This is a genomic window from Cobetia sp. MC34, assembly GCF_018340035.1.
Taxonomy (GTDB): Bacteria; Pseudomonadota; Gammaproteobacteria; order Pseudomonadales; family Halomonadaceae; genus Cobetia; species Cobetia amphilecti.
Genome location: NZ_JADPPY010000001.1, coordinates 101,264 through 113,414, shown reverse-complemented (window position 1 = coordinate 113,414; position 12,151 = coordinate 101,264). Strand labels below are relative to the sequence as shown.

The window sequence follows — 12,151 nt, the reverse complement described above, 5'->3', positions numbered from 1 at the left end:
GTCAGAGGCATCCCTCTGGCACTGCATCAGACTGTGCAAGGAGAGCAGGGAATGCTGAATTGGTCATTGTTGTCGGTGTTCGTGCCGACGTTCTTTCTGGTCTCGCTGACGCCGGGCATGTGCATGACGCTGGCGATGACTCTGGGCATGACCCAGGGCGTCAAGCGCACCCTGTGGATGATGGTGGGCGAACTGCTGGGCGTCGGGCTGGTGGCGGTGTCGGCGGTGATCGGCGTCGCGACCATCATGCTGCGCTATCCGATGGTGTTCTCGGCCTTCAAGCTGGCGGGGGGCGCCTACCTGGCCTGGTTGGGGATCCAGATGTGGCGCTCACGTGGCCGCCTGGCCCTGGGGGTAGCAGGGGAGGATGCGGCGGCACCGCGCGCCTCGCGCCGTGAACTGGCGGTTCAGGGGTTCGTGACGGCGATTGCCAACCCCAAGGGCTGGGCGTTCTTCATCGCGCTGTTGCCGCCATTCCTGGATGCCAGCCTGCCGCTGGCGCCGCAGCTGATCGCGCTGGTCGGCATCATCCTGACGCTGGAATTCACCTGCCTGTTGCTCTACGCCGGCGGTGGCAGCAGCCTGGCGCGCTGGCTGGGGCGTGGCTCGCGTGTGCGCCTGATGAACCGCGTGGCCGGCACGCTGATGATCGGCGTGGGAATCTGGCTCGCGACCGGTTGATGTCGGCATGACTGAGCCAGGCATTGCAGCTTGTAAATACATCAAGGCCCGCCATTGGCGGGCCTTGATGTATTCAGGGGCGCGGCTTTGGTTTAGCTGCGGCGCTGATTCAACTGCGACTTCGGTTCAGCTGTGACTTCGATTCAGCTACGACGCAGTGTCTCAAGTGCTGCCGCCGCCACGATGAAGCTGCCGCCGACCAGCGTCAGCCAGGTGGGCGCCTCGCCGAGAATCAACCATGCCAGCAGCACGCCGTAGACGGGTTGCAGGCAGCCGATCATGCCGACGGTCTTGGCCTTGAGGCCGCCGAGGGCGAAGGTCATCAGTGCATGCGGCGCTGCCGTGAAGACGATGGCCAGCACCAGCATGGCGATCCCCGTCGAGGGGCTGGCATCCATGATCTCGCCGGAGACGAATGGCAGCGTCAGCACCACGACACCCAGCGCCTGCAGGCTCATCGACAGCACCGGATTGAGGTGGCTGAGACGGTAGCGCACCAGCAGATTGCGCGCCGCGAACAACAGGCCCGAGAACACGCCCCATAACACTCCCGCCAGGCTGTCGCCCTGCGCACTGCTGTCGCCGCCGGGGACGAGCAGCCAGACGCCGATACAGACCAGTCCCGCTGCCGCCAGGTCCTTCGCTTTCAGGCGCGTGCCTTCCACCCAGGGCTCCAGCAGCACGATGAAGATGGGATAGGTGAACAGCGCCAGCATGCCGGTGGCCACGGAAGACACCTGCATCGAGTGAAAGTAGCTCACCCAGTGCGCGGCCATCAGCGCGGCGGCGATGCCCAGCAAGGCCCAGTCGCGCCCGCTCAGGCGCAGCGAAACATGCCATTTCAGGCGCGCCAGCCACAGCAGGAACAGCCCCGCCAGCAGGCTGCGCCAGGTGGTGATATCGAGCGCCGAGAGAGGCACGCCTTTCGAGAACAGCGCCGTACCGCCGAGCAGCGCGATGCCGAGATGAATCGACATCAGCGCCTGGGGCTGGTTGGAGGGAGGGGCAGCAGGGCCGGGCATGAGGTTCCTCGTCATCAGGGGGTAGTGAAAAAGCCGCCATCTCAGGCGGCTCATCGGTTTACAGCGCTATCACGGCAACGTTATCGCGACGGCCTGAGCGGTAGCAGTCTGATCGCGACAGGCTAGAGCGGCAGCCAGACGAAGCGTGCCGCCAACAGCAGCAGGCTCGCCATGCTCAACCACAGCAGCGGAGCTGGCGAGTCGAGGGGGGCAGAGGGCTGACGTACGAAAGCGGGATAGCTGATGCGCACCAGCGCACAGACCAGCAGGCCCAGGCAGGCACCGCCCAGCACATCGCTGAGGTAATGGACGCCAAGCGTGATGCGTGACAGGCCGACGAGCGTACAGGCGGCGATGGCTGCCCAGTAGATCCAGCGACGTCGCGAGGAGGGCTGGCGCTCGGCGATGAAGGCGGCGGCCAGCCCGAACACCGCCACGCTGCCGGCGGCATGGGCGCTGGGAAACGACATCGACCCTTCCAGGAAGGCGGGGGTATCCGGACGCGGGCGCTGGATCAGGTGCTTGAGCACGGTATTGGCGCTGGCGATGCCCAGCCAGGCGGCCGTCAGATGCAACCACACCGCGTGGCGACCCTTGAGCAGCAGCCACACCAGCCATGGAGCCACGAGTGCCGCCAGGCCGGTGCCATCGGCGAGGCGAGACAGCACGAGGCTTGCCTCGCGCAGCCAGTCCTCGGGCATCAGTGAGGTGAGGCTTGCGGCCAGCGAGGCGGCCACGCGGTCGATCCACCACGGCTCGGGATGGGCCAGCACCGCCAGGCTCATGGCGGGCACGCTGATCACCGCGAAGATCAGCAGCGCCATCGAGGCGAGCGGAAACTCGCCCTCGGGGTCGGGATGGCGCAGCTGCCACCACAGACGCCGCCCGGAAGGGCTGCGACGCATGCGACGAGCCAGCCAATGATAGAGGCGGCCCTCGCGGCCCAGCTGGCGGCGCAGGAAGGAGAAGGCGAAGGCACAGGCGATCAGGCCGCTGGCCAGGCCGACCAGCAGGCCATCGGCCCCTTCCGGCAGGGTGAACAGTGACTGCCAGGTCTGGCCCAGCAGATAGCCCGGCAGCAGGTAGGCCGGTGCCCAGGCCAGCGCCGAGAGGCCATTGACCAGGAAGAAGCGCGCCGGCGGCATGTCGAGCATGCCGGCGACCAGCGGGATGATCGGGCGCACCGGGCCGACGAAGCGTCCGAAGGCGATCGACCAGCTGCCGTGGCGATGAAAGAACTGCTGACCGTGCTCGATCCACTCGGGATGGCGCGAGAAGGGCCAGCGGCCGGGCAGTTGATCACGATAGCGGATGCCCAGCCAGAAGCTCACGCCATCGCCGATGATGGCGCCCAGCGCCCCGGCGGCCAGCAGTATCGGCAGCGAGAGTTCGAGATGGCCGGCCAGGGAGGCGCCGGCGGTGAGAATGACCACGCCCGGCACCAGCAGGCCGATGATGGCGAGAGATTCAAGCAGTGAGACCAGGCCGATGACGGCGACAAGGGCTGCCGGGTGATCGCTCAGCGTGGTCATCAGGGTGTCGATCATCACACTGGGGTTCAGCCAATGCAGCAGTGACGCAAGGGTGTCGCTCATTCATTGAGATCCATCAGGGCAAGCTGGCTGGCCAGCAGGCGTTGCTCGAGTTTCTGGGTGGTGTCATCGGCCTTGTACGTCACCAGGCGCGCGCGGGCAATGATGGAGCCGGTTTCCGGCTGTGTGGCCGCTGCCAGCGCCGCGGTCAGGCGCTCGCGCATGATCAGCGCTCCCGCCTCGCCGGTATTGGGCAGCATCAGCCAGAAGGACGACTTGTCGCTGCGACACAGCAGGTCGCCCTGGCGCGAGACCTCCTGCATCACGTCGCAGGCCATCGCCAGGCATTCGACGCGCCTGTCTTCGCCGAACTGCTCGCCGAGCATGTCCAGTTGCGGCAGATAGACGACCAGAATGCTGAACGGTTGGTCCAGTGCCCGCGCACGCGCCGCCTCACTGATCAGTCGTTGCTGACCGGTGCGGGCATTGAAGGCATTGCACTCGGTTTCCTCGCTGGCGGTCAGGCTCATGACACCTGCCTGCAGGCTGTTGATGACGAACGGTTGGCTGGCCACCAGCAGCAGACATAGGTAGCGCAGTATCTCGCCGAAGTTGTCTTCCTGCTGGCCCAATAGCCATAGCCACAGCGGTGCCAGCACCAGATTGAGCAGCATCGCCGGTGCCAGGGGCAACAGCAGCAGTGTCAGCACGCTGGGCAGTCCCAGCCACAGCGACATGCCCGGGTAGGTGCCCGGCGCCTCGAGTGCCAGCATCAGATAGCTGGCGATCAGCGTCAGATAGGAAGGCAGCGGCTGCTCATCATCGAGGTGATTGAGGCCGGCGGCAATCGCCATCAGCAAGGTGGCCAGCACCGGCGTCAGGATATGCTCGAAATCGCCCACCAGGTAGCGCCACAGGGCGTAGGTGGCGATCACCGCGGCGGCCAGCAGCATGATCAGAGTCTTGCGATTGGCGAGTTCGCGCCGCTCGCGATGAGCCAGGCTGTGCAGAGGAGACATCAGTGATCATTCCCCCGCGACGGTGCCACGGCGACCTTGTCTGCCGCGCTGGCCGGTTTGAGGGTGTCTCGCCCATGGTCTGACAGGGCATCGTCTGACGGGGCGTTGTCTGTCGAGGCGTTGTCTGAAAAAGCCTCAGCATCGGCAGGCTTGCGAGGCAGGGGCGGCAGCAGGGTGATCGGCTGCGGTTCATCGCTCAGGTGGGCGCTGAGGCGCTTGAGGTCCAGCGCATTGGGGTCGCTGTCGTTGAGAGGCTGCACGCGGGCGCGGATCGGCATCGCGAGATGCTCGATCAACTGGCGACGGCGCAGACTGGCCATGCGCTCGCCGCGGGTGACCAGCAGTACGGCCAGTGCTCCGTCATCGAGCTGGTAGCGGGTCTCATGCGGCAGCGCGGCACTGTCGAGGGTGTTCATCAGGCGACGATTGGCCAGACGACCGGTATTGACCGGTGCCAGCAGGATCAATTCGATATGGATGTCCTCGCGATCGGCACGGGCAATTTCCCGCGGCAGGTCGCGCATCAGCTGGTATTGTGACCAGATCGCGCGGTTGGAATCACGCCGACCACGCCGCTCCAGCTGCATCCAGACCTGCTGCTGGCGTCGCCCACCGATGGCACCGAGCGCCATCAGGGTCGCGGTGATGCCGATGCCCAGACTCAGCCAGTCGCTGCCCAGCTGAGCGAGCGCCAGCCAGGTGGTGACCAGCCCGATCAGTGCGCAGGCCGGTGCCAGCCAGCGCGGGCGCGGATAGAGCAGCAGGACGGCAAAGCCCCACAGCCACATCAGGTGCTGTTGCGGGGCCAGCAGTACCAGCGCACTCATGATCAGCGCGACGCTGAGCATCACCAGCGTGCGGAACCAGCGCAGGGTGAACAGCTCGTGGGCGAGAGAGACCACCAGCAACATCGTGCCGCCCACCGCCAGCAACAGGGCAGTGAGCGTCAGGCCGATACTGATCTGTCGTGCCGCTTCCAGCAGCAGCAATACAGAGCCGAGCAGACAGACGAACTGACTGATACGGACTTTGAACTTGATCTCCATGGTGACTTATATTGGCACCTTTGCCGTGGATGGCGCGAAATCGGCCGAATTCCCTGGCCGAACGGTCTGTGACGTGGGCATTGCCTGCACGTTTGCAAGATGCGACGGTGCTCCGATCATGCAACGTCGTCTGCAATAATGGCAGCATACCCCAAACGGCGAGTGACAAAAGTGTCTACGCCTCTGAGGCCTTCACATCAGGCCTTCACGTCGGGCTGTACGTCAGGGCTTCATGTCGAGGCTTCTCTGGGGAATGCCCTCGCGGGGCCCGGCCGATGATGAAATGAGCACGTGGACACTGACAACCAGCGAGATTAGGCACATGAATGAGCAGGGCAAGCACGACACCACGGACGTCGTGGCGTACATGAATCGTCTGGGGCACGCAGCGCGCGCGGCAAGCGTCGTGATGCGTCGCGTCGACAGCGGCATCAAGAATCGTGCTCTGCAGACCATGGCGCGTCTGATCGATGAGCGTCGCGAGACACTGGCAGAGGCCAACGCCGAGGACCTGGCGCGTGCACGCGCCAATGGGCTCTCGGAGGCGATGGTCGATCGTCTCGCGCTGAAACCGGCGCGTATCGACGGCATGATCGAAGGGCTCGAGCAGGTCGCGGCGCTGCCGGACCCGGTCGGCGAGGTCGATGGGCTGCGCTCGCGTCCGAGCGGCATTCAGGTCGGCCACATGCGCGTGCCGCTGGGCGTGATCGGCATCATCTTCGAGTCACGCCCCAACGTGACCATCGAGGCGGCCAGCCTGTGTCTGAAGTCCGGCAATGCCTGCATCCTGCGCGGTGGCTCCGAGGCCGCGTCCAGCAACCGTGCGCTGAGCGAGATCATCAGCGAGGCGTTGGTGCTCTCCGAACTGCCGGCCACGGCAGTGCAGGTCGTCGCCACCACGGACCGCGCCGCGGTCGGTGAGCTGATCGCGATGCCCGAGCTCGTCGACGTCATCATTCCGCGCGGTGGCAAGAGCCTCATCTCGCGTATCTCGCGTGATGCGCGCGTGCCGGTCATCAAGCACCTCGATGGCATCTGCCACGTCTATATCGATGCCACGGCTGACCTGGCGATGGCGGTCCGGATCGCCGAGAACGCCAAGACCCACCGCTACGGCACCTGCAACACCATGGAGACCCTGCTGGTCGATGCACCGGTTGCCGCCGAGGTCCTGCCGCGTATCGCCGAACGTCTGGCGGCACATGAGGTCGAGATTCGCGGTTGCGAGCGCACCTGCGCAGTGCTGCCGCAGGCCGTGGCCGCCAGTGCGGAAGACTGGGATACCGAATACCTGGCGCCGATTCTGGCGATTCGCGTCGTGGATGGCGTCGATGAGGCGATGGCGCATATCGAGCGTCACAGCTCCGGGCACACCGAGGCCATCATCACCGAGAACTATGCGCTGGCGCGTCGCTTCATGGCGGAAGTCGATTCCAGCTCGGTGATGGTCAACGCCTCCACCCGCTTCGCCGATGGCTTCGAATATGGCCTGGGCGCCGAGATCGGCATCTCCACCGACAAGCTGCATGCGCGTGGCCCGGTCGGGCTTGAGGGCCTGACGACCCGCAAGTACATCGTGTTCGGTGATGGGCAGATTCGCCAGTGAAGGACCAGGTCTCACCCGCCAAGGGTCAGGTTGCGTCCGAGCAGACCTTGACGAACGAGCAGGCCCTGTCGCCCGAGGCGCTGGAGGATACCCAGCGCCCCTTGAATGCCGATGGTCTCGCGCAGGAGCGTGAGGCCGTGCATCACGGCACCGAGTCGGCACATGACTCACGCTCAAGGACTGACACGGCAGCGGAGCCGGGCTTTGAGGGCTGTCTCGGCCCGGTACCGCGTGTCGCCATGCTCGGCGGTACCTTCGATCCCATCCATCACGGCCATCTGCGCAGTGCCATCGAGCTGCGCGAAGCGCTGGGGCTGGACCATGTGCTGCTGGTGCCTTCGCATCAGCCGCCGCATCGCGCCGCGCCCGGCGTCAGCAGTGACCAGCGTCTGGCGATGCTGGAAGCCGCGATAGACGCAGAGCCGGGCCTCAAGGCCGATGGGCGTGAGCTGCTGCGCGATGGGCCGTCCTACAGTGCCGACACCCTGGCCAGTCTGCGCGCCGAATACGGCCCGCAGGCGCGGCTGGTGATGGCCATCGGCCATGACGCCTTCCTCAAGCTCGGGGAATGGCATGCCGCCGACCGTCTGTTCGATGATGCCCACGTGGTGGTGATCGAGCGGCCGGACCATGATGCACCGCTGCCCCGGGCGCTCGAAGCGTTGATCCAGGGGCGCGAGGTCGACTCGGTGGCGGCCTTGATGGCGCGCCCGGGTGGCCACCTGTTGCGCTTGTCGCTGCCGACGCGCATGGCCATCAGTGCCACCTTCGTGCGCGAGCGCCTCGCGCTGGGTGACAGCGTGCGCTATCTGCTGCCGGAAGCGGTGATCCGTCATATCGAGGCGCATGGCCTCTATTGTCCGTCATCGAGCTGAGCTCATCATCAGCCTGAGCCCATCATCGAGCTGAGCGTTGTGGCTCTGAACGTCTTGTCGCGTGCGAGCGTGGCATCATGAGAGGGGCGTCACTGCCGCGATCCCGCATCGCCGTGCGTGGCGCCCCTTTGGCGAGTAAATGACGATGCCCATAGGCGCGCGCATCGCCAACGGGTAGAATGCGCCCCCTGCCGAACAAACTCCCGAGGAATCATGCAGACCGAAGCTCTTAAAAACCTGGTTGTCGACGCCCTTGAAGAACTCAAGGCCCAGGAAATCAGCGAGATCAATGTCTCCAAGCTGACCAGCGTCACCGATGTGATGGTGATCGCGACCGGTACGTCCAGCCGGCATATCTCCGCGCTGGCCAACAACGTGCAGGTCACCGTGAAAGAAGCCGGCGTCAAGCCGCTGGGCTGTGAAGGCGACAACGGCTCCGACTGGGTGCTGCTGGATCTGGGCGATGTCGTCGTCCACGTCATGCTGGCCGAAACCCGTGCCCTGTACGACCTCGAGCGCCTGTGGAGCGATCTGCCCCGCGAAACGCGTGAAGAGTACGAGCAGAGCCACTGATCCTGCCAGCCTGACCCGACGGGTTGCTCGTCGGGACATGCCAACCGCGCGTTACGTCCTTGCCGGTCGCGATGTCGCGGGCAGGGAGTATCCGATGGAAGGACTGCGGGCTTGCCCGTCGTTCTGACACAGCACGGGACAGGACATGAAGATCCGAGTTTTGGCGGTCGGGCAGAAGATGCCGGACTGGGTGGAGAAGGGTAGCCGGGAATATCTCAAGCGCATGCCGCGGGATTTTTCGCTTGAGTTCATCGAGCTGGCGCCCGGCAATCGCGGCAAGAATGCGGACATCGCCCGTGCCATGGCCAGTGAAGGCGACCGGATGCTTGAAAAACTCAAGGGAAATGAACATGTTGTCGCCCTTGATGTCCTAGGTAAGGCCTGGAGTACCGAGCAGCTTGCCCAGCATGCCGATGATTGGCGGCTGGGAGGGCGAGACGTGGCCATCCTCATCGGTGGTCCGGATGGGCTCGACCCACGCCTGCTGGCACGTGCCGATCAGCGCTGGTCGCTCTCGGCACTGACGCTGCCGCACCCCTTGGTGCGCATCGTGCTGGCGGAACAGCTTTACCGCGCCTGGACATTGCTGGTCGGGCACCCCTATCACCGGTAAGCGCCTGCCGCTTGCGACACGACACTGGTTGCGAGACCCGCCATGCGCCAACGCCGGGCGACGATAAAGAATCCTCAACAAGAAGTGCGGATCTTTCGCCTTCGCAGCATCGTGGCTGCCGGCCTTGTGCTGGTGCTGGCCGGATGTCTGCTGGCGCGGCTGCTCTTCCTGCAGGTCGTGGAACACGACATCTATACGACGCGCTCGGACAAGAACCGTGTGCGTGTCGAGCCCTTGCCGCCTACGCGCGGCTTGATCTATGACCGCAATGGTCAGCTGCTCGCCGAAAACCGTCCCAACTACAATCTCACCATCGTGCGCGAACGCGCCGGTGATCTCGAGACGACGCTTGAGCGCCTGGTCGAGATTCTCGATCTGCCGCCCGATGAAGTCGAAGACTTCAAGGAACGCTCGCGTCAGCGTCAACGCCCCTACCAGCCCGCCCTGTTGATGAGTGAATTGAGTCAGGAGCAGATCGCGCGTCTGGCCGTCAATCGCTATCGTCTGCCCGGCGTCGAGGTCGAGGCGCAGCTGCTGCGCTACTACCCGGACGCCAAGCCGCTGTCGCATACCCTGGGATACGTGGGGCGCATCAATCAGGCCGAGCTCAAGACCCTCGACAAGGGCAACTATTCGGGCACCCACTTCATCGGCAAGACCGGCATCGAGCGCTTCTATGAAGAGGAGCTGCACGGTCAGGCGGGCCTGCGCAAGGTGGAAACCAATGCGCGGGGTCGTGTGCTGCGTGAGCTGTCGCGGATCGACCCGGTGCCGGGCAAGGACCTGACGCTGACCATCGACCGCGGCCTGCAGGATCTCGCCTATCGGCTGCTCAAGGGGCGACGTGGCGCCATCGTGGCCATCGAGCCCGAGACGGGCGACATCCTGGCGATGGCCTCCGTGCCGGGCTTCAACTCCAATGAGTTCGTCACCGGCATCAGCGTCAAGAGCTATCGCGCGCTGCAGAATGATATCGACCTGCCGCTGTTCAATCGTGCCATTCGCGGCCAGTACCCGCCGGCCTCGACCGTGAAGCCCTTCATGTCGCTGGCGGGGCTGGAGAACGGTGCCATCACCACCAGCACCACCTTCTACGACCCCGGCTATTTCCAGCTGCCCAATGACAGCCACAAGTATCGCAACTGGCTGCGCTGGGGGCATGGGCGCGTCAACATGCGGCGTGGCATCGCGGTGTCCAATGACACCTTCTTCTACAACGTCGCCTACCGCCTGGGGATCGACCGCATCAGCGAGTACATGCACAAGTTCGGCTTCGGTGAGCAGACGGCGCTGGACGTGCAGGGCGCGCTGCCCGGCCTGATGCCGTCCAAGGAATGGAAGCGCAATCGCTACGACAAGCCCTGGTACCCCGGCGAGACCATCTCCATCGGTATCGGTCAGGGCTACTGGCTTGCCACGCCGTTGCAGCTCGCCTCGGCGGAGGCCGTGCTGGCCAATCGCGGCAGGCACGTGACGCCTCACCTGGCCAAACGCATCGGCGACGAGACGGTGTTGCTGCCCCGTAGCGAGGAGAAGCCGGATGTGGTGCTGGACAATCCGGCGTGGTGGGACGATGTCATCGCCGCCCTCGAGGACGTGGTCAGCGGGCGAGAAGGCACGGCGCGCAAGTATGTCGGGCCCGGCCTCAAGTACCGCATGGCCGGCAAGTCCGGTACCGCGCAGGTCTTCACCCTCGGGCAGGACCAGAAATACAACGGCAAGGAGCTCGCGGAGCGTCTGCGTGACCACGCCCTGTTCGCCGCCTTTGCGCCGGTCGAGCACCCGGAGATAGCCGTCTCCGTGGTGATCGAGAACGGCCAGGGCGGCAGCTCCGTGGCGGGCCCGATGGCGCGCGCCGTGACCGATTACTGGCTGTTGCCGCGCATTGACCCCGAGGCGCGTGAGGCGGCGCTCACGCTGGCTGCCGCTCTGGCGCCGCCGGAGGCACCGGCGGGCGAGGGTGAGCAAGGAGAGAACGATGCCGACTGATTATCAGCGCTCGATGCGTGGTGTAGGCGGGGACCTCAGTCATCGCCGCCGCACCAGCCTGTGGGAGCGTATCCACCTCGACCCCTGGCTGTTGCTGTTGCTGCTGGCCGTGCTCGGCTGCGGGCTGATCGTGCTCTACAGCGCCAGTGGCCAGGATATCGACTTCACGCTGCGCCAGGCCTCACGCCAGGCGCTGGCACTGGTGATCATGATCGGGCTCGCCCAGCTGTCACCCGCGACCCTTTACCGCTGGGCGCCGGTCGCCTATGGCGCCGGCTTCCTGATGCTGGTGGCGGTGGAGGTGTTGGGGGATGTCGGCATGGGCGCCCAGCGCTGGCTGGTCATCCCCGGGGTGGTGCGCTTCCAGCCCTCTGAGCTGATGAAGCTGGCGATGCCGATGATGGTGGCCTGCTGGCTCGGTCAGCGCCCGCTGCCCCCTCGCTGGCGAGATCTGGCCATCTGCGCCGTGATCATCGTCGCGCCGGTGCTGCTGATCGCGCGCCAGCCGGACCTCGGTACCTCGTTGCTGGTCGCTGCGGCGGGCGTGTTCGTGATCCTGCTGGCGGGGCTTTCCTGGAAGCTGATCGCCTTCTTCGGCGCCTTGATCGCCTCGGCATTGCCGCTTCTGTGGATGGTGATGCACGACTATCAACGCCGCCGTGTGCTGATATTCCTCAATCCGGAGTCTGACCCGCTCGGCGCGGGCTGGAACATCATCCAGTCCAAGACGGCCATCGGCTCGGGCGGCATCTTCGGCAAGGGCTATACCCTGGGGACCCAGTCCCAGCTCGAGTTTCTGCCGGAGCGCCATACCGACTTCATCGTCGCGGTCATCGGGGAGGAATTTGGCCTGATCGGCATGAGCTTCTTCCTGGGGCTCTACGTGCTGATCGTGCTGCGCGGGCTGGTGATGTCCAACAATGGCCAGGACAGTTTTGCACGGCTGACGGGGGGCGCGATCATCCTGACGTTCTTCGTCTACGTCTTCGTCAACATCGGCATGGTATCGGGTATCTTGCCGGTCGTTGGCGTCCCGTTGCCGCTGGTCAGTTATGGTGGGACCTCCAGCGTGACCTTGCTGGCAGGCTTCGGTATTCTCATGAGCATTCATACCCACCGGCGCCTATTGTCGCGATGACGTGGCGGCCAGTTGCCGAGTGGCAAGGACATTCGCGAGCCCAAGCTCGCAGACAGG

11 protein-coding genes are annotated in these 12,151 nt (G+C 65.1%); 7 read left to right on the top strand and 4 right to left on the bottom strand.

The genetic code is table 11. The features are described 5' to 3' along the window. Positions 1-51 precede the first annotated feature (51 nt). On the top strand, positions 52-681 hold the full coding sequence (locus IZU87_RS00490) for a LysE family translocator (protein WP_213113369.1): 630 nt from the start codon (positions 52-54) through the stop codon (positions 679-681). A 143-nt stretch (positions 682-824) separates the two neighbouring features. On the opposite strand, the gene IZU87_RS00485 is transcribed toward IZU87_RS00490, so the two are convergent. The 4 genes from IZU87_RS00485 to IZU87_RS00470 form a co-directional block, all read right to left on the bottom strand. Further along, positions 825-1,703, bottom strand: coding sequence for a DMT family transporter (locus tag IZU87_RS00485; protein ID WP_213113368.1), 879 nt, complete (start codon positions 1,701-1,703; stop codon positions 825-827). A 122-nt stretch (positions 1,704-1,825) separates the two neighbouring features. Next, positions 1,826-3,298 carry a bifunctional DedA family/phosphatase PAP2 family protein gene (locus IZU87_RS00480; protein WP_249330356.1) on the bottom strand — a complete coding sequence of 491 codons (1,473 nt, stop codon included), beginning with the start codon at positions 3,296-3,298 and terminating at the stop codon, positions 1,826-1,828. Then, positions 3,295-4,254, bottom strand: a complete 960-nt coding sequence (locus IZU87_RS00475; RefSeq protein ID WP_052384343.1) for a diguanylate cyclase domain-containing protein — start codon at positions 4,252-4,254, stop codon at positions 3,295-3,297. Before IZU87_RS00475 ends, IZU87_RS00480 begins: the two co-directional genes overlap by 4 nt. Then, on the bottom strand, positions 4,254-5,300 hold the full coding sequence (locus IZU87_RS00470) for a hypothetical protein (RefSeq protein WP_213113367.1): 1,047 nt from the start codon (positions 5,298-5,300) through the stop codon (positions 4,254-4,256). Before IZU87_RS00470 ends, IZU87_RS00475 begins: the two co-directional genes overlap by 1 nt. A 322-nt stretch (positions 5,301-5,622) precedes the next feature. On the opposite strand from IZU87_RS00470, the gene IZU87_RS00465 reads away from it, so the two are divergent. The 6 genes from IZU87_RS00465 to rodA all read left to right on the top strand — a co-directional run bounded on the left by IZU87_RS00465 (position 5,623) and on the right by rodA (position 12,094). Next, the gene (locus IZU87_RS00465) at positions 5,623-6,906 is read left to right on the top strand and encodes a glutamate-5-semialdehyde dehydrogenase (RefSeq protein ID WP_213113366.1); all 1,284 of its coding nucleotides are present in this window, start codon (positions 5,623-5,625) and stop codon (positions 6,904-6,906) included. Between the two features lie 239 nt (positions 6,907-7,145). After that, positions 7,146-7,781 (top strand): nicotinate-nucleotide adenylyltransferase, encoded by a 636-nt coding sequence (nadD, locus tag IZU87_RS00460; protein ID WP_054555178.1) that lies wholly within the window; start codon positions 7,146-7,148, stop codon positions 7,779-7,781. A gap of 213 nt (positions 7,782-7,994) precedes the next feature. Next, positions 7,995-8,354: a ribosome silencing factor gene (gene rsfS / locus IZU87_RS00455; RefSeq protein WP_043331961.1), complete on the top strand. Its 360-nt coding sequence runs from the start codon at positions 7,995-7,997 to the stop codon at positions 8,352-8,354. A gap of 145 nt (positions 8,355-8,499) precedes the next feature. Next, positions 8,500-8,967, top strand: coding sequence for a 23S rRNA (pseudouridine(1915)-N(3))-methyltransferase RlmH (gene rlmH, locus IZU87_RS00450; RefSeq protein WP_043331959.1), 468 nt, complete (start codon positions 8,500-8,502; stop codon positions 8,965-8,967). 42 nt (positions 8,968-9,009) lie between these two features. Beyond that, positions 9,010-10,956, top strand: a complete 1,947-nt coding sequence (gene mrdA / locus IZU87_RS00445) for a penicillin-binding protein 2 (protein WP_082388120.1) — start codon at positions 9,010-9,012, stop codon at positions 10,954-10,956. After that, positions 10,946-12,094 (top strand): rod shape-determining protein RodA, encoded by a 1,149-nt coding sequence (gene rodA / locus IZU87_RS00440; RefSeq protein WP_213113365.1) that lies wholly within the window; start codon positions 10,946-10,948, stop codon positions 12,092-12,094. The genes mrdA and rodA overlap by 11 nt, the downstream gene beginning before the upstream one ends. Positions 12,095-12,151: the final 57 nt, after the last annotated feature.